This is a genomic window from Erwinia pyri (assembly GCF_030758455.1).
GTDB lineage: Bacteria > Pseudomonadota > Gammaproteobacteria > Enterobacterales > Enterobacteriaceae > Erwinia > Erwinia pyri.
In genome coordinates, this window is the sequence record NZ_CP132353.1 from 2,956,972 (window position 1) to 2,978,084 (window position 21,113).

16 protein-coding genes are annotated in these 21,113 nt (G+C 55.5%); 1 reads left to right on the forward strand and 15 read right to left on the reverse strand.

The window, feature by feature from the left end:
• Positions 1-53 precede the first annotated feature (53 nt).
• From mukB to cmoM, 4 genes are read right to left on the reverse strand one after another with little or no spacing between them, the layout of a single operon-like run.
• On the reverse strand, positions 54-4,511 hold the full coding sequence (gene mukB, locus Q3V30_RS13975; protein ID WP_306206589.1) for a chromosome partition protein MukB: 4,458 nt from the start codon (positions 4,509-4,511) through the stop codon (positions 54-56).
• Positions 4,508-5,233 (reverse strand): chromosome partition protein MukE, encoded by a 726-nt coding sequence (gene mukE, locus Q3V30_RS13980; protein WP_306206590.1) that lies wholly within the window; start codon positions 5,231-5,233, stop codon positions 4,508-4,510. The genes mukB and mukE overlap by 4 nt, the downstream gene beginning before the upstream one ends.
• Positions 5,214-6,536, reverse strand: coding sequence for a chromosome partition protein MukF (gene mukF, locus Q3V30_RS13985; RefSeq protein ID WP_306206591.1), 1,323 nt, complete (start codon positions 6,534-6,536; stop codon positions 5,214-5,216). The genes mukE and mukF overlap by 20 nt, the downstream gene beginning before the upstream one ends.
• Positions 6,529-7,317, reverse strand: coding sequence for a tRNA uridine 5-oxyacetic acid(34) methyltransferase CmoM (gene cmoM / locus Q3V30_RS13990; protein WP_306206592.1), 789 nt, complete (start codon positions 7,315-7,317; stop codon positions 6,529-6,531). Before cmoM ends, mukF begins: the two co-directional genes overlap by 8 nt.
• A gap of 127 nt (positions 7,318-7,444) precedes the next feature.
• Here cmoM and elyC point away from each other — a divergent pair, with 127 nt between their 5' ends.
• Positions 7,445-8,233, forward strand: a complete 789-nt coding sequence (gene elyC, locus Q3V30_RS13995) for an envelope biogenesis factor ElyC (protein ID WP_306206593.1) — start codon at positions 7,445-7,447, stop codon at positions 8,231-8,233.
• Here the strand turns inward: elyC and Q3V30_RS14000 are convergent.
• The 11 genes from Q3V30_RS14000 to aroA form a co-directional block, all read right to left on the reverse strand.
• A complete protein-coding gene (locus Q3V30_RS14000) occupies positions 8,210-9,103 on the reverse strand; it encodes a YcbJ family phosphotransferase (RefSeq protein ID WP_306206594.1) in 894 nt (297 codons plus the stop codon). The genes elyC and Q3V30_RS14000 overlap by 24 nt on opposite strands.
• Positions 9,104-9,156: 53 nt before the next feature.
• Positions 9,157-9,903, reverse strand: a complete 747-nt coding sequence (gene kdsB / locus Q3V30_RS14005; protein WP_306206595.1) for a 3-deoxy-manno-octulosonate cytidylyltransferase — start codon at positions 9,901-9,903, stop codon at positions 9,157-9,159.
• Positions 9,900-10,082, reverse strand: coding sequence for a Trm112 family protein (locus Q3V30_RS14010; RefSeq protein ID WP_306206596.1), 183 nt, complete (start codon positions 10,080-10,082; stop codon positions 9,900-9,902). The genes kdsB and Q3V30_RS14010 overlap by 4 nt, the downstream gene beginning before the upstream one ends.
• Positions 10,083-10,166: 84 nt before the next feature.
• Positions 10,167-11,375 (reverse strand): winged helix-turn-helix domain-containing protein, encoded by a 1,209-nt coding sequence (locus tag Q3V30_RS14015; protein ID WP_306206597.1) that lies wholly within the window; start codon positions 11,373-11,375, stop codon positions 10,167-10,169.
• 83 nt (positions 11,376-11,458) lie between these two features.
• Positions 11,459-12,448, reverse strand: a complete 990-nt coding sequence (gene lpxK / locus Q3V30_RS14020; protein ID WP_306206598.1) for a tetraacyldisaccharide 4'-kinase — start codon at positions 12,446-12,448, stop codon at positions 11,459-11,461.
• Positions 12,445-14,193, reverse strand: coding sequence for a lipid A ABC transporter ATP-binding protein/permease MsbA (gene msbA / locus Q3V30_RS14025; RefSeq protein WP_306206599.1), 1,749 nt, complete (start codon positions 14,191-14,193; stop codon positions 12,445-12,447). Before msbA ends, lpxK begins: the two co-directional genes overlap by 4 nt.
• A gap of 35 nt (positions 14,194-14,228) precedes the next feature.
• Positions 14,229-16,493: a ComEC family protein gene (locus Q3V30_RS14030; RefSeq protein ID WP_306206600.1), complete on the reverse strand. Its 2,265-nt coding sequence runs from the start codon at positions 16,491-16,493 to the stop codon at positions 14,229-14,231.
• Positions 16,494-16,700: 207 nt separating this feature from the next.
• Positions 16,701-16,985: an integration host factor subunit beta gene (ihfB, locus tag Q3V30_RS14035; RefSeq protein ID WP_013201528.1), complete on the reverse strand. Its 285-nt coding sequence runs from the start codon at positions 16,983-16,985 to the stop codon at positions 16,701-16,703.
• Between the two features lie 85 nt (positions 16,986-17,070).
• Entirely contained in the window at positions 17,071-18,747 is a 1,677-nt protein-coding gene (gene rpsA / locus Q3V30_RS14040) for a 30S ribosomal protein S1 (RefSeq protein ID WP_306206601.1), read from the reverse strand.
• Between the two features lie 128 nt (positions 18,748-18,875).
• Positions 18,876-19,562, reverse strand: a complete 687-nt coding sequence (gene cmk / locus Q3V30_RS14045; RefSeq protein ID WP_306206602.1) for a (d)CMP kinase — start codon at positions 19,560-19,562, stop codon at positions 18,876-18,878.
• Between the two features lie 206 nt (positions 19,563-19,768).
• The gene (gene aroA, locus Q3V30_RS14050; protein WP_306206603.1) at positions 19,769-21,055 is read right to left on the reverse strand and encodes a 3-phosphoshikimate 1-carboxyvinyltransferase; all 1,287 of its coding nucleotides are present in this window, start codon (positions 21,053-21,055) and stop codon (positions 19,769-19,771) included.
• Between the last annotated feature and the right edge of the window lie 58 nt (positions 21,056-21,113).

Consider the following 21,113-nt stretch of genomic DNA (forward strand, 5'->3'; position numbering starts at 1 on the left):
TAAAGAGTAATCCGCTGCCTGATTTTTTGCTATATCCGACAGCGGAATATTTATCAGGCCCGCCGATCTTCCTCAGGCGCTGATGCGTTGGCGGCGGCAGGCTCTGCTGCAAACCCACGCAGGCCAACAACATGAACGTGTTCAGTGTTATTGACCACTTTACGGACCAGTTTATAGGTAGTGCCCTTCTCCGGACTGATATTCTCCGGTGCTGCAATAATCAGCTGCATCTCAAGACGGTCACACAGCTCAAACAGCGTGGCGATTGATTTCGCATCCAGACGGGCGGCTTCATCCAGGAAGAGTAAGCGACAGGGAGAGATATCCTTGCCGCGCAGTCGGCGAGACTCCTCCTCCCAGCTTTGCACCACCATCACCAGAATCGACATACCGGTGCCGATCGCTTCACCGGTAGAGAGCGCGCCACTCTCAGCACGCAGCCAGCCGTCCGATCCGCGGTTCACCTCAACTTCCATCTCCAGGTAGTTACGGTAATCCAGCAGCTCTTCGCCAATGGTCTGCGGCGTACGTTGCCCCATATCGATTTGCGGATTGAGACGCTGATAGAGTTTTGCCAGCGCTTCCGAAAAGGTCAGTCGGTTACTGTTGAAGAGATCCTGATGCTGTTCGTGCTGTTCAGAGAGCACATCCAGCAGCGTTGAGTGCGTTTCACGTACGTTAACGTTCAGACGGACGCTTTTCACCTGACCAAAGCTGACGGCCTGCAACCCCTGATTCAGCTGACGAATACGGTTTTGCTCACGCTGGATGGTTTTGCGGATGATATTCGCCACGCTGCGCGAACTGATAGCCAGCATCTGTTCACGCGCTGTCAGCTCTTCCGTCAGACGGCCCAGTTCGATCTCCATCTGCTCGATAGCTTCTACCGGATCGTCCGTGCGGATAATATCCTGACGGATTCGCTCGCGCAGATGCTGATAGACCGCAATAAAGAACTGGATCTTACGCTCAGGACGTTTGGGATCTTCAGAGAGACGCAGCACATCACGCAGATGCTCATTGTCCGCCACCGCCAGACGCAGCGCGCCGAGCGCTTTATCCGACATAGAACGCAGTTCATCGCCGCCCAGGTAGGCCAGCTCGCGGCGGTGCAGCCTGCGCTCGACGCCATTATCTTTCACCAGACGAAGCACGGCCACCCAGCCCGCTTTAGCATGCACAACCTGTTCACGCCCCTGATGGTAGTCGCGCTCCACACGCTTCAGTTTCTTCTGCAGCGCATCCATTTCGGCTTCACAGAAGGTGATCTGTTTCTCAAGCTGATTACGACGGGCACGGTTGTTGCTCAGCGCGGCATACAGCTCATCGCGACGCAGGCGGGCACGCTCTTCTGCGCTGGCATCCGCCTGAACGCCGATATCCTGCATCTCCTGCTGCAGTTCTTTCAGCATGTCACGCTTGGCATCGTAAGAGCTTTTCAGCGACGCCAGCACCTGAGAGTACTGGGTGAACTGTGCCTGATGAGCGCGCAACTGTTCACGGGCGCGGGCGCGCTCGGATTCAGCCTGCTCCAGACGTTTACGCAGCTTCTCGTTGAGATCGCTGTTGCCGTCCAACATACCTGCGGAATCAGCGTAGCCGAAGTGCGCGCGTCGCTGTACCACTTCGGTAATAGCAAAGGCCTGCTGACGAGCATTACGCTGAGCCTGCTGTGCCTGCTGATAATCGAGCTTCAGCTGCTCGTGCTGCTCCGGATCGCTCTGCAGTACGGCGATCAGCGTTTCCAGTTTCGCCAGATGATTGCCATGCTGCTGCAGGAAGCGCGCCGCTTCCTGGGCTTCATCAAGCCGTTCAAGCAGTTCGTCATAACGATCCTGCAGCGTGTCGTCCTGCAGCAGACTGATGCGTGGCATCAGACGGTTTAACTGCGCAACGCCCTCTTTAGCCTGATCAAACTGCTGACGCTGCTGCTGATTTTCGCTTTCGTGCGCGGCCAGAGCGCGCTCCAGCTCACCCCGGCGGCCATTAAGCGTGCGCAGTTCCACTTCCGGATCTGCCTCAAAGGCTACCGCCAGATGGCTGCCGATAAAGCGGCTGAACGCCTGATGCAGGCGCTGGGTTTTCTGCACGTCAAAAGAGAGCGTGGCGTAACGTTCTGCCAGCGTTTCCCGCTCAGCGTGTAACTGCTCCAGCTGCTTTTCACGCGCCGCACGGCCAAACAGCGGGACTTTCGGGAAGCGGGAATAACGCCACTGGCGCTCGCCGGACTTCACCACCACCGCTTTCTGCAACTCTTCTACGTTGAACACGCTGTCATCGAAGGATTGCGGGTCCCCCTCTATCAGATAGAGATCTTCCGGGCACTCCTCCAGACCATCCAGCAGATCCTGTACCAGCGAGAGATCCGGCACCACGATACCGTGACGCGCAGGTCCGTAAAGCGCAGAGAAGTACGGCGCATCTTCAATGGTGACATCATCATAGATTTCCGACAGCAGCACGCCGCCGAAACGCTCGGCAAGCGCATTCAGGCGGGCATCTTCCGCGCCGCCCGGCTGGCTGAGCCGCTCAATCTGTTTCTCGGCGTCGCGCTTGCGGGCAGAGATTTCATCACGCTCAACCGTGGTTTCGCGCTCCCGCTCCAGCAACTGCTGCATGAACTCGGTCACTTCCTGGCTGCTTTCCAGCGCCTGCCCGGTCTGCTCGCTAAGCTGCGTCAGGATCTCCTGCGCAGCATGCCACTGCGGCGCCTGCTTCGTCAGGCGGGCGATGCGCTCACGCACCTGCTCCAGCTCCTGACGCATCTCCATCCGGCGTTCACCGGCATCAGAAACGCTTTCAGAGAGCTGCTCAATACGCGCTTCCAGCTCATACTGATAACCTTCCAGATCCTGCGGCTCGAACTGCTGGCCGTGGCGCTTGCAGAATTCATTCAGCAGGCGCTCCGCTTCCTGCTGTTCACGCAGGCGCTGCTCCATCTCAGCCAGGCGGGCGCGCAGGGAGTGAACCTGTTCAGCGTGATAGCGCTGGTTTGCGGCATCACGAAGCAGTTCCCGTCCCGTCTGGTAAGCTTCTGAGCGGCTCACCGGACCGGCAATGCGCCCCACCAGCTCAAACGCCTGTTCAAACTGGCTGTGTGCGGCCTGCGCCACGCTCATTTTCTGTTCAAGTTGCAGCAGTCTGTCGGTGGCTTCCTGCTCTTTTGCCCGGAAGGTCTCCTGCCAGCTCTCGGCATTCTCCACGTTCAGCTCGTCGATCTGGCAAACTTCCTGCGCGCGCTGCAAAGCGCCCAGCGCTTGCTGGTACTGAATGGCGCGAGTCTGCTGCACATCCAGCGCCTGCTGGTAGTCTGCCAGCTGGCTTTTCAGCTCATCCACTTCCAGCTCTGCGGCTTCGCTGCGTGCCTCGTTCTCTTCCTGCACTTCGCGCGCTTCCGCCACCACTTCGTTCTGCTCTTCCAGACGATAGGTCAGCTCATCGATATCGCCTTCGTAACGCTCGATTTTTTCCTGCTGGCGCATGGCGGTCTGCACCAGACTCAGGTGGTCGCTGGCGCTCTGGTAATCAGTTTCCAGATCGCTTTCTGCGCCGTTGTGTTCTGCCAGTTCACGCGCCATTTCGACGTGGCGATACTGCTCGGTCGCCAGCTGTTTGCGGCTGCTGAACAGCTCATTGCGGTGCTGCATTGCGCTGTCCAGATGGATGCGGCGTTCGTTGGCATGGCGCATGTAATCTGCGGCAACGTAGTTAGTTGCCTCGGAAATCAGATGCTTGAACAGATCGCGGTCAGACTGCGTGACGCGAATCGCCTCCAGCGTCATGCGGTTTTCGCGCAGCGCCGCCTCCATATCCTGGAAAGCTTTCCGCACGCCGCTGTTTTCAGGCAGCAGGTAATCGCGCAGTGAGCGGGTGATAGCGCTTGAGATCCCGCCATACAGCGAAGCTTCAATCAGGCGATAGTACTTGCTGCGATCGGAAGCTGAGCGGAGACGACGCGCCACAATCCCCAGATCGAACATCAGCGAGTGATACTCGGTGATGGAGTTAAACTGCTTAAACTGCACGCTCTCCATCGCTTCGAACTTCTCTTTCAGTTCGCTCAGCGGCAGGACGCGGGCCTGACGGGCGTTAACCGTTTCGGTCAGGATCTCCGTGGGGTTGATGGAGCTCGGCAGACCGTGAATGCTGAACGGCTTGATATCCACCTTACGATCGCGCCCCGCCACCTGCTGCAGGCGTACACCCACAATCACGCGCTGATGAACCGAGTTCACCACGTCCAGCGCCGCATAGCAGACGCCCGGACGCAGTTTTCCGTGCAACCCTTTGTCACGGGAACCTGAGGTTGCCCCGGCTTCAGTGGTGTTACGGAAGTGCAGCAGCGTCAGATCGGGGATCAGTGCGGTGATAAACGCCGCCATAGTGGTGGACTTACCTGCCCCGTTACCGCCAGAGAGCGTGGTAACCAGCTCATCCAGATCAAAGGTGCGGGCGAAAAAACCGTTCCAGTTAATCAGCGTCAGCGAGCGAAATTTGCCGCGTTCAATCATTGTTCATTCTCCGCGTTATCAGACGAGCCGCTCTGCGCCTCACCCTCATCATCGCTTTCATCATTCAGCACCAGCCCGCCCTCTATGGGCATCGCTTCACCATCCCGGATCATCCGCAGCTGCGCTTCGCGGGCGTCGTCGCCGCTGCGCACGTCGGCGCCAAAACGAAACACAGACTCGATAATGCGGAATTTGCTGCTGTCATTGCCCATAAACCAGACCATGCCAAGGCGGCGCAGACGGTTCAGTGAGGCGCGCATTTTCTCCTGCAGCTTTTGCCGATCGAGATCCGAACCGGTAGAGCGCTGGTTTACCAGCTTCAGCAGCCTGTTCTCATCCGCCAGCGTCATCAGCTCGTCATAAAGCTCCTGCTGGGTGAAAATGCCTTCATTCGCCAGCCGTTCAGGACTGAGATAGAGATAGCAGAGAATTTTTCCTACCATCATATCCAGTTCGGAAAGCACCGAACGCGGGATCAGCGTGGTTGAGCGGGGACGCAGATAGAAAAAGCCTTCCGGCGCACGGATCAGCTCAACGTTGTAGCGCGCATAAAACTCTTCCAGATACTCCTGATAATCCATCAGGAAAGCGTGCTGATCTAACTCTTCAATGCCAATATGGCGGCCGGCGCGTAACTGGCTGTCCAGCGCCGGGAAAAGGGAATTGGCCAGAGCACTCGCCAGCTTAACCGGCATCACTTGTTCAATATTTATCGATGACATGCGCCTGCACCTTGGCTCCGTAATCATTAATGACCTGCCATTCAGCTGGCAGGCCGGAGAAATCTGCTTCGGCCACGCCTAAACGGACGGCCTGATCGACAACGATACGCGCGACGTCAAAATGACGTGCACGGGGATACTGTTGGAGATAATCACGCATTACCGCGCCGAGGTTCAGCGGCTTCTGCTGCGCTTTATAAATGGCCAATGCCTCTTCAATCATGGCGGCCAGCTGTTCACGAATTTCGTTGAACTCTTCATATTCCAGTTCGGAAGGCAGCTCGCCCGTTACCTCTTCATTGCGTAACACCAGCTCTTCGTCACGCACATCATAAAGGCGTTCGGCATTGGCGTAGGTTAATGTCCAGGGAGAATCAAAATAGGTCTGCACGGACTGACGAAGACGCTGAGCAAAGACGCGGTTTTTATCCATATCAATCGCGGTACGGATAAATTTATGCACGTGGCGGTCATAGCCAATCCACAGATCGATCGCCTGCTGGCCCCAGCTGATAATGCGGTCCAGCTTGTTCTGCAGGTCATACACCAGCTTGTCGATAAAGCCCAAATCGGGGCTGTTCATCGTGGCATCCTGAATGCGCAGCAGGTTCGCCTGCAGCTTGTCGCCAGCGGCTTCCAGCGTATCCTGCAGCTCTCTGAGGGTGCCGGAGGTCTCATTCAGCAGCATTTCACAGCTGGAGATAGCGGCGCGCCAGTCTTTGTTTAACAGCTGGGCGATATCATCCTTCACCGCCTGCTGCTGCTCATCCATGCTGCGCTGGGTGATGTCGATGCTGTCAAAAATTTCGGCAACTGAATATTTCAGCGGCGCAAAAACGTTGCGGTGCCAGTGGAACTCATCTCCATCCTCATCCGCCGCATCGGCAGCCCGCTTGAGTTCGCCCGCCACAATCGAGAGCTGCATAGAGAGCCTGAGGGTGGAAAACTCGCGCTGGCGGATGTAGTAGTCGGTGATGCCGATAGCCAGCGGGGTCAGGCGATAGATGGCGTTGCCCTCCGCCTGCTCACTGACAAAACGGTTAAGCAGACGCTGGCGCACCATATCATTGATGGCGTTATTGGCCCGGACGCCAACGGTCTCACTGGTCTGATCAAATCCTTCGCTGACGTGACGAAAAGCGTCGGTCAGTTCGCCTTCGCTCATTTCACCATCCATGCGCTCCCCGTTCAGGGTGGCGACGGCCAGTAAAAACGCCAGACGTTCGGTTGGCAACGTGACGGAAAAGTCATTTTTTCGCGCCCAGGCAACCAGTTCCGGTACTGTCTGGGAAAATTCACTCATGGTTCGTCCTGTTTATGGGTTTCCGCGCGGTCACGTGGATATAGCGGCCCAAACTTAAAAATGGTTCCTGGCGGCAGAAGCGTTTCTCCAGCGCCAGCACTTCCTCAAATCGTTCAGTCTGCTTGGTTTTATCGCGCATATAGTCATGGAAAACGCGGATGCCGGTTTTGTTCTCTACCGTGAAGCCCGCTTCCTGCAACCAGCGATAGACCTGTTCCGGCTCTCGGGGATAGTCAGGCGACAGCGTTTTCCGTTTGCGCTTGCGCAGGTCGGCCTGCATGTAGCCGAAATTGCCCAATACCAGCGTCTGCATCATCAGCCCGTTGATGTTATAAAACATCAGTGACAGCACGCCCCCCGGGGCGAGTGCATCATAGAGGGCGGCCAGTACGGCTTCCGGGTCGGCTACCCATTCAAGCACAGCGTGGAACAATACCAGATTGACGGGCTTATCCAAATGTTGCGGGGCTTCCTGCGCGCTAATTTGTTTAAATTGCATGTTGCCGCTCACACCTTTTTCTTCGGCATGCGCCCGGGCGCGCTGCAACATTTCTTCGGATAAATCGCAGAGTAAAACGTCATGGCCCAGTGCGGCGACGCCGCAGCCGGTTTGCCCTTCTCCGCCTCCGGCATCAAGCACCTTCAGGGGCCCTTCCGGCAACGTGGCCAGAATTGCCTCCAGCTCCTGCCAGACGATCGCCTGGCGGATACGCCCTTTGGTGGTACCGTAGATGTTCTTCGAAAATTTTTCGGCTATATCATCAAAGTTGCGATCCTGCATAGACGTTTCCAGGCTGGTGAATGGGTGAAACCGGCGGCTATTTTGACATACACTGACCAGGAATGAACCTTTCACTCATCACCAGGCTCTCGGGTGGTGTTTTTTCGGACAAAAGGAACCCGTTTCCATGCTTTTTGCGCTAAAAAAAGTCGTTGGCGGCCTGCTGCTTCCCCTGCCTTTGCTGATTGTGGTGATGGCGATCGCCCTTTTCCTGCTCTGGTTCAGCCGCTGGCAGAAAACAGGCAAAATTATCCTCTCTTTCGCCTGTGCGATCTTGATGCTGATCAGCCTGCAGCCGGTTGCCGACAGCCTGCTTGCTCCCACGGAAAATCGCTATCCAACCTGGCAGAACCGGCAAAAAGTCGGGTATGTGGTCGTGCTCGGCGGAGGCTATACCTGGAACCCTGACTGGGCGCCCGGCTCCAATATGATCAACAACAGCCTGCCGAGGCTGGTGGAAGGAATACGTCTGTGGCGCGCAAACCCCGGCGCAAAGATGATTTTTACCGGCGCTGCGGCGCAGAGCAATCCGGTAAGCTCAGCTGAGGTGACGTCCAGGGTGGCGCAATCACTTGGCGTGCCGCTGAGTGATATTATTACGCTGGATAAGCCAAAGGATACGCGCCAGGAAGCGGAAGAAGTGGCGAAAATAGTGGGAGAACGCCCTTTCCTGCTGGTGACTTCCGCCTCACATTTACCGCGTGCGATGATCTTTTTCCAGCAGCGGGGGTTAAAACCGTTTCCTGCGCCAGCCAACCAGCTGGCTATCCGTTCGCCGCTCAATTTCTGGGAACGGGCCATTCCTTCGCCGCTCTGGCTTGAGCACAGCGACCGGGCAATCTATGAGTGGCTGGGCAGAGCCTGGCAGGCGCTCACCTCCCGGGAGAGTTCATCAGGTGAGCCAGGGGAGCAGTGAATTTGCTGCCTGCTGGAAACGCACTTTGTCGAACTGGCCGGTATGGATCAGCCGGTCGATCTCATCCCACAGCCGGTAGAGCCAGCGCCGGGCCACGAACCCCTCGGCCACTGGCGCCTGCCGGAGATAGTGGAACAGCAGCGATTCTGCCAGCCCTTCGTCGCAGAGGCGGAAGAGTTCATATTCACGCGGTGCCCAGAGCATCATGCCCGGATTAATCATCGAGAGCAGCTGGTCGCTCCAGGCTTCTTTCAGCATACTGTTCAGAGAGAGATTACCGTGAACCAGCACGCAGGGATCGTTGAAATCAGCCAGCAGATTACCGAGATTCTCACGGCTGCGGTAAAGCACCCGCCGGTTCTCCATAGTCAGCTCTTCGGGACGCATAAATCCCAGCGTTGACCAGAGCACCTCCACTCGCTGAGCGTACCAGGCTACCCAGTTATTCTCCTGAGTGCTGTCGACTCTGCCTACCAGCCCGTGGCTGTCGATGCGGTGCCAGGCCAGCAGAGCTTCCACAATCTGATCCTGCAGCTGAAGCCAGCGACCAGGCGTGCGGGTTGGCGCTTCTACAGAGACGCCGCCCATGCGTTCAATCAGCAGGACTTCATGCTGCGGCGGCTGTTGGCTGACGATCAGCCCGTAAACCGCAGGCATACGCAGGGTACTGTCTCGCGCCAGCATGGAGAGCTTATAGGCTTCCTGCGCCGCAACACCTTTTACGTTGAAATATTTAGCGACCAGAGGCAGAGAGTGACCCTGCTGGTCATAAAGCGAATAGAGGCTTGCCCAGGGCTGCTCGCTGATACATTCGAGCCGACTCAGGGTTTCGCCCAAAATCAGTGAGAGTTCTGAGCGTAAATGTTCCATCTCCTCCTCCTTAGTAAAAAGTGGAGAGGGGGCCGGTTAAAGCCCCAACAGCATTACTGCATGGCAGCGCGCACTCGCGCAAGATCTTCAGGTGTATCCACACCCACGCTCGGGATTGCTTTCGCCACGGCAACGTGGATTTTTTCGCCGTACCAGAGTACGCGCAGCTGCTCAAGCAGCTCAATTTGCTCCAGCGGGCTCGGTTCCCAGCTCACATAGCGCCGGATGAAGCCTGCACGATAGCCGTAAATCCCGATATGGCGCAGGAAGTTTTCCCCGATGGTGCCGCGTGAGGCGGCAAAACGCTCACGATCCCAGGGAATGGTGGCGCGGGAAAAATAGAGCGCATAGCCTTTTGCATCCATCACCACTTTTACCGCGTTCGGGTTAAAGGCCTCTTCTGCCGACTCAACCGGCACCGCCAGCGTCGCCATGCCCGCTTCGCTGTTCGCCAGATTTTCAGCTACCTGTCGAATAATGACCGGCGGGATCATCGGCTCGTCGCCCTGCACGTTCACGATGATGGTTTCATCGGCAAACTGATAGCGATCGATAACTTCTGCCAGCCGCTCGGTACCGGAATGGTGATCGGCACGGGTCATACAGACTTCACCGCCTGCGGCTTCAACAGCGCGGGCAACCTCTTCATTGTCGGTGGCTACAATCACGCGATCGGCACCGGACTCCAGCGCCCGCTCCATCACGTGCACCACCATCGGTTTACCCTGAATATCGACCAGCGGCTTGCCTGGCAGGCGCGTGGAAGCAAAGCGCGCCGGGATAATAGCGACAAAACTCATGGGTGGATCTCTTCAAGCGTCAGTGTACGCGCTTCAGTCTCCAGCAGGACTGGAATGCCGTCGCGCACAGGGTAAGCCAGAGCGTCAGGTTTACAGATAAGCTCCTGCTGATCTTTAATGTAATAGAGTTTGCCGTGACAAACAGGACAGGCAACAATTTCGAGTAAGCGATGATCCATGGTTTCTCCCTGGTGGACCCGGTCAGACAGGTCCTTAGAATATCATAGCTGTGACGCCAGCGGGGAGTTCACGAAGCGTAGTTGTTACAGCGGCCACCCTTTTTGCCACACGCTGGCGAGCGGCTCTGGCAGCTGCTCCAGCACCACCGCCTCCGCGCCCTGCCAGCGGGCAAAACGTGAAAGGGTCAGTTTCAGGTCATCAATCAGCACCTGGCTGACCCGGACGCCCGGCTCAAGCCAGAGCTGTTTCACTTTAAGCACTTTTTCCTTACGCAGCATTTTTGCATCGAGCCGCCCTTTCAGCTCACCGCGATGCAGGATCGGCAGGACAAAATAGCCATATTTGCGTTTCGCTTCTGGCGTGTAGCATTCGAGCCGGTAGTCGAAATTAAACAGCTCCAGCGCGCGCTTCCTGTCCCACACCACAGGGTCAAAAGGTGAGAGCAGTGCGGTGTGCGTTGCCCTCGGCCCCTGTTCCAGTAGCGGTAATAGTGAGGCGTGCAGATAGCAGGGTCCTAAAGATTCAACCTCAATGGCTGCCACTTCCCCACTCTCCAGCCACTCCGCCAGCACTTCTCTGACGGGAGCGCGTTTCAGGCGATAGTAGTCGGCCAGCCAGACGTCACGAAACAGGCCCAGACTCAACGCGCTGTTACGCAGCATTTGCCGCACGGCATCCCCTTCGGCAAGGGCATGCAGGCTGTCGTCCCAGTCAGGCATAACGCGCTGGCGCAGATCGTAAACGCGCTGGAAATTGCGTCGTTCAGTCACCATCAGCTCACCGGCAGAGAATAAACTTTCCAGATGTTTTTTATGTGGCTTCCACGCCCACCAGCCAGGTTTCTGGCCGGGAGGCGCGGCGAAATCGGCAGATCGCACCGGCCCGTTTTGTTCGATGTGCGTCAGCAGTTCACTGATTTCATGCTGCCAGCTCGCCACCCATTCAGCGTTATATTTCCAGCCAAGACGATGAGGATCCAGCATCCGGTGGCGCAGCAAGGGATAGTCTTCGGTAGGGATAAAACAGGCTTCATGTGCCCAGTATTCAAACAGCTTGCCGCTGGCAAGTGCCTCCCCCAGCCAGGCTTGCGGATAGTCGCCCAGCCGACTGAACAGTACCAGGTAGGGACTGCGGGCAACCACATGGATAGTATCAATCTGCAACAGCGACATCTGGCGAATGGCGCACAGCAACTCTTCGAAGCGCGCCTTACGTTTAGGTGGGCGCAACAACCCCTGAGCAGCAAGATGAAGCTGACGCGCCTGTGAGAGTGAAAGCTGAATGGAGGACATAGCGCACCTTTGTGGCAAAGATGCATTAAGTTTATACCCTTTCTACCAGGCCGGAGATGAAAACAGCGCCTTTATTCAGGGCGTTAGCGTGAAGCGCGGGTAGTGAGTGCAGCAATGCGGTTCAGCAATGCCTCAGCCGTGCCCGGTGGAAATTCGGCATCTACCGGCAGGAACCACCAGTTTTCTCTGGCAAAAGCGCGTGCCTTCACCGCATCTTTCTCCGTCATCAGCAGCGTCTGCTCTGGCGACGCCAGCCCAGCCAACACCTCCGGCCGATAGTCCTGATGGTCGGCAAACGGCACTTCTTTTAGCGGAACCAGGCCCTGCTGCTGCAGCGTGGCAAAAAAACGGGGCGGATGCCCAATACCAGCCATCGCAACCACGTTTTTAAGGGTAGAAACCGGGCAGGTCATGCCGCTCTTGAGGTTGACCGCGCTCCCCGGAATCAGTTGCATAGGCAGCTCGTCAGCCTGCGCTTCACCACCATTAACAATTGTGGCATCCACGCTTGCAAGCCGGGAAGCCCTTTCCCGCATGGGCCCGGCAGGCAGCCACCAGCCGTTGCCGAAGCGACGTTTACCATCCACCACGACGATTTCGAAATCCCGCGCCAGCGCATAGTGTTGCAGTCCGTCATCGGTGATGATGATGTCGATATCGCCCCGATCGGTCAGCGCCTTGACCGCCTCCTTTCTCACTGGCGATACCGCAACCGCTGCTCCGGTTCGCTGGTAGATCAATACCGGCTCGTCACCCGCCTGCTGCGTAGTGACCTGTTCATGCAAAACCAGCGGATAGCGTTCAGCCTTGCCGCCATAACCTCTGGAAACCACGCCCGGACGCAAACCACGCTGCTGTAAAGCCTGAACCAGCCAGATCACCACCGGCGTTTTGCCGTTCCCGCCAGCGGTAAGATTGCCAACTACCACCACCGGAACGGGAGCGCGCCACGCTTTACGCCAGCCCCAGCGATAGCTGAGGCGGAGCAGGTTGCTGATCAGGCCATAGAGCCAGCTCAGCGGCAGCAGCAGCAGGTAAAGCGCAGAGCGGCCGCTCCAGATGCGTTCTATCATTGCCCGAACTGCATCTTATGCAACTGAGCGTAGACGCCTTTGTGCTCCAGCAGTTCGCTGTGGCTTCCCCTTTCTACAATGTAGCCATCCTCGACCACCACAATTTCATCCGCCTTCTCAATGGTAGAGAGGCGGTGGGCAATCACCAGCGAGGTACGGTTCTTCTGCAGCTCATCGAGAGCGGACTGAATGGCGCGTTCAGATTCGGTATCCAGAGCGGAAGTGGCTTCATCCAGAATCAGTATCGGGCTGTCACGCAGCAAAGCGCGAGCAATGGCGATACGCTGACGCTGTCCGCCAGAGAGCAGCACGCCATTTTCCCCAATCACCGTATCCAGCCCTTTATCCATCTTGTTGATGAAGTCCATGGCGTGCGCCATCACGGCCGCTTTCTCAATATCCTCCCGGCTGTACTGCTCGGTGCGGGCGTAGGCGATATTGTTGGCTACGGTGTCGTTAAACAGATGCACGTTCTGTGAAACCAGCGCCACCTGATTACGCAGCGAGCTGAGCGTGTATTCACGCAGGTCGTGGCCATCCATCAGGATCTCGCCCTGCTGAATATCGTAAAAACGGGTCATCAGGCTGGCGATAGTCGATTTACCCGAGCCGGAGCGGCCAACCAGCGCTACCGTTTTACCCGCTGGAATAGCGAGGTTGATATTATGCAGCGCAGGTGTTTCGCGCCCCGGGTAAGTAAAGGTGACATTGCGGAACTCGACGTCTCCCTTCGCACGTTCAATCACACGGGTGCCTTTATCCTCTTCCTGCTCGCTATCCAGAATAGAGAACAGCGTCTGGCAGGCCGCCATACCGCGCTGGAACTGGGCATTAACGTTGGTCAGGGATTTTAGCGGACGCATCAGCGCAATCATTGAGGAGAACACCACGGTGATGGTACCGGCGGTCAACGTTTCCATCACGCTGGGGAAACTGGCGGCATAGAGCACAAAGGCGAGCGCCAGCGAGGCGATCAGCTGAATAATCGGGTCAGAGATAGAAGAGGCGGAAACCAGCTTCATGCCCTGCTGACGCATACGATTACTGACGCGGTTAAAGCGTTCGTTCTCGACTGACTGACCACCAAATATCAGCACCTCTTTATGCCCTTTCAGCATCTGTTCGGCACTGGTGGTCACGTGGCCCATGGTATTCTGCATACTCTTGCTGATGTTTCTGAAGCGTTTTGACACGGTACGAATGGCAAAAGAGACAATCGGGGCCAGCAGGATCAGGATCAGCGAGAGCTGCCAGCTGTAGTAAAACATCATGATAAACAGGCCGATGATTGAGGCCCCTTCACGCACCACCGTTACCAGCGCGCTTGAGGAAGAGGAAGCGACCTGTTCAGAGTCATAGGTAATGCGGGAAAGCAGCGTCCCGGTGGACTGCTGATCGAAGAACGCCACCGGCATACCCATCATATGGCCAAACAGGCGACGACGCATGCTCATCACCACGTTGCCGGATACCCAGGAGATGCAGTAGCTGGAGATATAACTGGTGACGCCACGGATTAACATCAACCCAATAACCGCAAGAGGCATCCAAAGCAGCACGGAAGAGTTGGCCTTGCCAAAGCCGTCATCAAGTAACGGTTTCAGCAGTGACAGCATTAATGTATCTCCCGCTGCGTTCACTACCAGAGCTACCGCAGCCACAATCAGGCCCGTTTTAAACGGCTTAATCATCGGCCAGAGGCGACGGAATGTTTGCCAGGTGGAGAGATCTTTTTCCTGATGCATTATTTAACCAGCTTTAAATGAAATAGCCGCTCATTCTACCTGGAATCACGTGGTACGCCAAACCACTGATGATACCAACGAGGCATTATTTGCGTTCTTAATCCCCTAACCTGCCAATTTTGCTGGTAAAACGCCAGGCCGATCTGCCCTTCAAGGGCCGTGTCGTACCAGCGATAGTGGTTATTTTTGTAGCGAAATATCACTTTATCAGCGGGTAATTTCCATGCGCTGTAGCGTGCGGCAGAGGCGAGCGCAACCTCGCCCCTTACGGCCCGGAGAAAGGGAGGAACTGAAGAAGTATTGCTGCCGTGATGAGGGACCTGCAGGATATCCGCCCGCAACTTTTCACGCTTGAGCCTTACCAGATCAAGCTCAGCCCTGGCTTCAATATCTCCCGTCAGCAACACCTGCCGTTTGCCATCAGAGATTTTAATCACGCAGGATTGATTATTCCCTGCCTCTTTTTGCCCCGGCGGCGGCCAGAGTACATCAAAGGAGAGCTGCTGCCAGCGCCAGCTTATTCCCTCTTCGCACGGCTGTTCACCATTTCCCCCTCTCCCCCGATGAACCGTTGCGCCAGGAAAGGCAGAGTGCAGCGTTTCGAAACCACCGATATGATCAAGATGCTCATGGCTGAGGATAATATGTTTGAGTTCCAGCCCCTGCCAGCGGAGCCAGGGCAGGATCTGGCTTTGTGCCGCATCCCCACCGGGCCAGCGATTGCCGGTATCATAGATTAATGCTTCTCCCTGCGTTGAGATCACGACAGCCAGTCCATGCCCGATATCCAGCATATCCATCCGCCATTCAGGTTTTACCGCATTCAGCCGCCAGCAAGCTATCGACAGGCACAAGCCCAGCACGGCAGCCGGAGAAGTACGCCACCAACAGAATCGCCAGGCCAGGATCCCTGTCCATGCCAGAAAACTGAGCAGGAAGGCGTGATAGTTCAGCTCCAGCCACCCGGCCGGAAGATGGCGAAGAGGAGTGAAAACACTCTGCAGGGAACAGTCTGCCAGCCACCAAAGCAGCTGGTTCAGATGAGGCACAGGCAGCGACGCCAGTGCGCACAGGATCAACGGCACCGTCACCAGCGTAACAACCGGAACCGCCCAGAGATTGGCCAGCAGGGCAGAGAGACTTATGCCATGAAAAATCAGCATCTGTACGGGCATCAATAACAGAAACAGCCCCAGCTGCAGATGCAAAAGCTGCAGAAGCAGCCAGCGTTTTTTATGGCTGAACCGCCAGGGTAAGGGAAACCAGCTAAACCATAACATCAATCCTGCGACCGCTATTGCCGAGAGCCATAAACTCTCAGAAAGAATGCTTAAGGGATCAAAAAAGAGGATAGAAGCGACGCAGATGCCCCAGACCTGCCAGTTATCGCACCGCATGCCGCTTAAGCGAATCATGTACCAGAGCGAGATAGCAAGCATGGCCCGGATGGCTGGCGGGTTATAACCTGAAAGCCAGGTGTAGGTCAGCGCAACCAACAGGCCACAAAATAGCGGGAAGCGGTAGCCGATCCGGTGCGTGGGAAAACCGAGCTGTATCCCCCTGGCGAACAGCCAGCCGACGCTGGCGGCCAGGCTGATATGCATGCCTGAAATCGCCATCAGATGCGCCGTTCCGGTCTCTCTCAGAAGCTGCGCGATCTCTTTACTCAAATCTCCCCGCTCGCCAAAGGCCAGAGCGGAGAGCAGGGCCTGCCAGCGTAGTTCACCGTAGATCGCCCGGCTTCGCTGAATAACCTTCTGCCGCCAGCCACATTCGCTGTTCAGCGCCTGAAGGCTGAGGATCCTGCCCGTAAGTGGCGTACCGTTTGCCACGGCAAAGCGCTGAGCATCAAACCCGCCCTCATTCAGGCGGGCATGAACCGGCCTGAGATTTAGCGTCATCTGCCACTTCTGCCCGCTACAGAAACTGTCGGCCATACCCTTAGTACTGACCAGCACAGAGATCGGTGGGAAAACCGGTTTACCAGCCAGGCTGGTCACACGGAGCTTTATTCGCTCCGAGTCTGGCAGAACCTGCTCTACGTTTACGATTACCTCTGAGCTTTTTCCCGTAAGGGCATCGATCTGCCATGTCAGCGTTCTTGCAGCTATCGCCCCCCAGATAAAAAGTAAAAGAAGGATAGCTATATCTTTCGCTCTTTTACCTCCGGACATCAGCAGCAGGCATGCCAACACGATCGCTATAGCGTCGTAACGTGCCGTGGGAAGGCGCGGCAGTATAAGCAGGGGTAACGTAGCAATAATCGTCCACATCGCCAGTCGGCTGAGGCTGTAGGGCATAACGGCTCTCCTTTTCCGTACTGCCACTTTATGGCGCTGCGCTGAACGGTGCAGCAGGTGAAACAAAAGTCCTGAACCTACGCCCCAAGCATTCAAAACTGATTACATGCTCATCCTCTTCTCTGTGCACCTGACCGCATAATTTTCACAAATCACAGGCAAAAAAAAACGACACCGAAGTGTCGTTTTATTGCGTAATGCTTAGCGTTAGCCGTAGATATTTGCGCGGTCACGCAGCTCTTTACCTGGCTTGAAGTGTGGAACGTATTTACCTTCCAACTCCACTTTGTCACCCGTTTTCGGGTTACGACCAGTGCGGGGTGCGCGATAGTGCAAAGAAAAACTGCCGAAACCCCGGATTTCAATGCGTTCGCCCTGCGCCAAAGTGGTCGCCATGTGCTCAAGCATCTCTTTGACCGCATCCTCAACGACTTTCGCCGGAATATGAGAGTGCTGGCCAGCAAGTCTTTCAATAAGTTCTGACTTGGTCATAAATCCTCCGGTTAATTCCTGTTGGAAAAGCTCTGACAGTATCGGCTATATCAGGGCAGCATGCACTGCCCTGTTGCAAAAGCAATTACTCGCCTTTAGCTGCTTTGAAGGCTTCAGCCATAGCGTTAGAGAAGTTACCGTCTTCCTGTTTAGTGTTGTTAACAGTAGCGATGGCTTCTTTCTCGTCAGCCTGGTCTTTAGCACGTACAGAGAGGCTAACAACGCGGTTTTTACGATCAACACCGGTGAATTTGGCTTCAACATCATCGCCAACATTCAGAACCAGAGTTGCATCTTCAACGCGGTCAACTGAAGCTTCAGAAGCGCGCAGGTAACCTTCAACGCCGTCTGCCAGTTCAACCGTAGCGCCTTTCGCGTCAACAGCAGTCACTTTACCGTTAACAATAGCACCTTTCTTGTTCAGAGAGATGTAGTTGTTGAACGGATCTTCTGCCAGCTGCTTAACGCCCAGGGAGATGCGCTCGCGCTCTGCGTCAACCTGCAGAACCACAGCAGCGATTTCGTCGCCTTTCTTGTATTCACGCACTGCTTCTTCTCCGGTAGCGTTCCAGGAGATGTCAGAGAGGTGAACCAGGCCGTCGATGCCGCCGTCCAGGCCGATGAAGATACCGAAGTCAGTGATTGACTTGATTTTACCTTCAACACGGTCGCCCTTGTTGTGGGTTTCTGCAAACTGCTGCCATGGGTTAGATTTGCACTGCTTCAGACCCAGGGAGATACGACGACGTTCTTCGTCGATATCCAGAACCATAACTTCAACAACATCGCCAACGTTAACAACTTTGGACGGATGGATGTTTTTGTTGGTCCAATCCATTTCTGAAACGTGCACCAAGCCTTCAACGCCCTCTTCGATTTCAACGAAGCAGCCGTAGTCGGTCAGGTTGGTCACGCGGCCAGTCAGCTTGGTGCCTTCCGGGTAACGCTTAGCGATAGCGACCCATGGATCTTCGCCCAGCTGTTTCAGACCCAGAGAAACACGGGTACGTTCGCGGTCGAACTTCAGCACTTTAACAGTGATTTCGTCGCCAACGTTGACAATTTCGCTTGGATGCTTAACGCGTTTCCATGCCATGTCAGTGATGTGCAGCAGGCCATCAACGCCGCCCAGATCAACGAAGGCGCCGTAGTCAGTCAGGTTCTTAACGATACCCTTAACTTCCATGCCTTCCTGCAGGTTTTCCAGCAGCTGATCGCGCTCTGCGCTGTTTTCAGATTCGATAACCGCACGACGTGAAACCACCACGTTGTTGCGTTTCTGATCCAGCTTGATCACTTTGAATTCAAGCTCTTTGCCTTCCAGGTGCAGCGTATCGCGCACTGGACGGACATCAACCAGGGAACCTGGCAGGAACGCACGAATGCCGTTCAGCTCAACAGTGAAGCCGCCCTTGACTTTGCCGTTGATAACACCGGTAACGGTTTCAGCTTCTTCATAAGCTTTTTCCAGCGTGATCCAAGCTTCGTGACGTTTAGCTTTCTCACGGGACAGCAGAGTTTCACCGAAGCCGTCTTCTACAGCATCCAGAGCTACGTCAACTTCGTCGCCAACCTGGATTTCCAGTTCGCCAGCTGCGTTTTTGAACTGCTCTGCAGGAATTGCAGATTCAGATTTCAGGCCCGCATCAACCAGAACGATGTCTTTGTCGATAGAGACAACAACACCACGAACGATGGAACCCGGACGGGTTTCGATTTCTTTCAGGGACTCTTCAAAGAGTTGAGCAAAAGATTCAGTCATATTGATAATCTTATGGATTCTTCAATTTAACGTCCACCTGACATCCTGCCGGGTGGGGTTGTTTCACATGCCCCATGACGTCCATATCAAAGGGTTAAAAGATTCTGTTGGACCCTGCGGTCCTGGTTTCACTGCGGCAACGATAACGTTTTACGCGCATAATTGAGCGCAGTTTCAATAACTTGCTCAATTGACATGCTGGTTGAATCCAGCACCAGCGCATCGTTTGCCGGTATCAGCGGCGCAATGGCGCGATTACGATCGCGATCATCACGTTCTTTTATCTCAGATAAAAGGCGCTCAAAGTTAACACTAAAGCCCTTTTCCTGCAACTGTAGCATACGCCTGTGCGCTCGCTCTTCCGAACTGGCATCAAGGAAGATTTTTACCGGCGCATCCGGGAAGACCACGGTGCCCATGTCACGCCCGTCAGCAATTAAGCCGGGGGTATCACGGAAGGCGCGCTGGCGACGAAGCAGAGCCTCGCGTACCCGGGGAAAAGCCGCCACTTTAGAGGCGGTATTGCTGACATCCTGGGTGCGAATTTCGCTCGTTACGTCTTCACCTTCCAGAATGACCTGCATTTCTCCCTGGGTAGAGACAAAGCGAACGTCAAGATGCGCCGCGATCGGCACTAATGCCTCTTCAGAAGTGATATCCACCTGATGATGCAAAGCGGCCAGCGCCAGCACGCGATAGATCGCGCCCGAATCCAGAAGGTGCCATTGCAAGGCTTCCGCCATCGCTTTACACAAGGTCCCTTTACCCGCACCACTTGGGCCATCAATGGTGATCACCGGGGCTATAGCCGTCATGTCGTTCTCCTGTCGGTGGAATGCCTGTTGCCTGCTCAGACAAATATCGACGCGCATTATACGCTGCTATAGCTATGATCGTTACCCCTTAAGCATAGTCGCGATCAAATTAATCAGGAGGAATTGCGTGCTTCAGGCGGGAGAAACCTTACAGGACGTGAGTCAGCTCGCAACCCGCTGCACCGAAATGCAGCGGATTTACAGATTTATGCCAATTTGCTGATGCGGGCCAGCTGTTCGAAATAATCGGGGAAGGTTTTTGCCGTGCATTTTGGATCAAGAATGGTCACCGGCGTGGAGGACAACGCCACCAGTGAAAAACACATCGCCATACGGTGGTCGTTATAGGTGCCGATTTCAGCAAACTTGATCGCCTCTGGCGGCGTCACGCGAATGTAATTATGCCCTTCCTCAACTTCAGCGCCGACTTTACGCAGCTCAGTGGCCATCGCAGCCAGGCGGTCTGTCTCTTTCACGCGCCAGTTATAGATGTTACGCATTACCGTGGTGCCTTTAGCAAACAGCGCTGCGGTAGCGATGGTCATCGCCGCATCCGGAATATGATTCATATCCAGATCGATGGCGTTCAGCTCACCGCGGGTACAGGCAATATAGTCATCGCCCCACTCAACGATCGCGCCCATCTTCTCCAGTACGTCAGCAAAGCGAATATCACCCTGCATGCTGTTGCGACCAATACCGGTCACTTTTACCGTACCGCCTTTGATGGCCGCCGCCGCCAGGAAGTAGGAGGCAGAAGAGGCATCGCCTTCCACCAGATAGTCGCCTGGCGAAACATATTGCTGATTGCCGCTGATCTTGAACACGCTGTAGCTGTCGTTGATGACTTCCACGCCGAAGGTGCGCATCAGGTTAAGCGTGATATCAATATAGGGTTTTGAAACCAGCTCTCCTTTAATAACAATTTTAGTGTCATTCGGCGCCAGCGGTGCGGTCATCAGCAGCGCGGTGAGGAACTGGCTTGAAACGCTGCCATCCACTGAGACTTCGCCGCCGGTGAAGCCGCCTTTAAGATGCAGAGGAGGATAATCTGTCTGCTCAAGGTAGTCGATTTGAGCCCCGCCCTGACGCAATGCATCAACCAGATGACCAATGGGACGCTCTTTCATCCGTGGCTCACCGGTCAGCACAATATCGTTCCCGCCCAGGCAAAGTGCTGCGGCCAGCGGGCGCATTGCCGTCCCTGCATTCCCTAAAAAGAGCTCCAATGGGCCTTCCGCACGCAGAGGAGCACCCTGACCCACCACTTCGCAGACAGTCCGATCTTTTGAAAGCGTAAAGCTGACGTTTAGCGCTTTCAGCGCCGTCAACATGTGGCGTACGTCATCGCTGTCCAACAGGTTGGTGAGACGTGTTGTGCCTTTTGCCAGTGCTGCCAGTAATAAAGCGCGGTTAGAAACGCTTTTCGAGCCGGGCAGATTAACGGTGCCGTCTACCAGCGCGATAGGTTGTAAGGTCAGGGATTCCTGCATGTGAAACATATTCTCCATATAAAATGCAATGAAACCCCGCAGCTTCGCGGGGTTTCAC

Coding starts and splice junctions, on each gene's coding strand:
- Q3V30_RS14030 (WP_306206600.1), bottom strand. CDS start 16,493: ATGCCCTACAGCCTCAGCCGACTGGCGATGTGGACGATTATTGCTACG.
- lpxK (WP_306206598.1), bottom strand. CDS start 12,448: ATGATAGAACGCATCTGGAGCGGCCGCTCTGCGCTTTACCTGCTGCTG.
- cmoM (WP_306206592.1), bottom strand. CDS start 7,317: ATGCAGGATCGCAACTTTGATGATATAGCCGAAAAATTTTCGAAGAAC.
- aroA (WP_306206603.1), bottom strand. CDS start 21,055: ATGCAGGAATCCCTGACCTTACAACCTATCGCGCTGGTAGACGGCACC.
- mukB (WP_306206589.1), bottom strand. CDS start 4,511: ATGATTGAACGCGGCAAATTTCGCTCGCTGACGCTGATTAACTGGAAC.
- rpsA (WP_306206601.1), bottom strand. CDS start 18,747: ATGACTGAATCTTTTGCTCAACTCTTTGAAGAGTCCCTGAAAGAAATC.
- Q3V30_RS14010 (WP_306206596.1), bottom strand. CDS start 10,082: ATGGATCATCGCTTACTCGAAATTGTTGCCTGTCCTGTTTGTCACGGC.
- cmk (WP_306206602.1), bottom strand. CDS start 19,562: ATGACGGCTATAGCCCCGGTGATCACCATTGATGGCCCAAGTGGTGCG.
- kdsB (WP_306206595.1), bottom strand. CDS start 9,903: ATGAGTTTTGTCGCTATTATCCCGGCGCGCTTTGCTTCCACGCGCCTG.
- mukF (WP_306206591.1), bottom strand. CDS start 6,536: ATGAGTGAATTTTCCCAGACAGTACCGGAACTGGTTGCCTGGGCGCGA.
- Q3V30_RS14015 (WP_306206597.1), bottom strand. CDS start 11,375: ATGTCCTCCATTCAGCTTTCACTCTCACAGGCGCGTCAGCTTCATCTT.
- ihfB (WP_013201528.1), bottom strand. CDS start 16,985: ATGACCAAGTCAGAACTTATTGAAAGACTTGCTGGCCAGCACTCTCAT.
- msbA (WP_306206599.1), bottom strand. CDS start 14,193: ATGCATCAGGAAAAAGATCTCTCCACCTGGCAAACATTCCGTCGCCTC.
- Q3V30_RS14000 (WP_306206594.1), bottom strand. CDS start 9,103: ATGGAACATTTACGCTCAGAACTCTCACTGATTTTGGGCGAAACCCTG.
- elyC (WP_306206593.1), top strand. CDS start 7,445: ATGCTTTTTGCGCTAAAAAAAGTCGTTGGCGGCCTGCTGCTTCCCCTG.
- mukE (WP_306206590.1), bottom strand. CDS start 5,233: ATGTCATCGATAAATATTGAACAAGTGATGCCGGTTAAGCTGGCGAGT.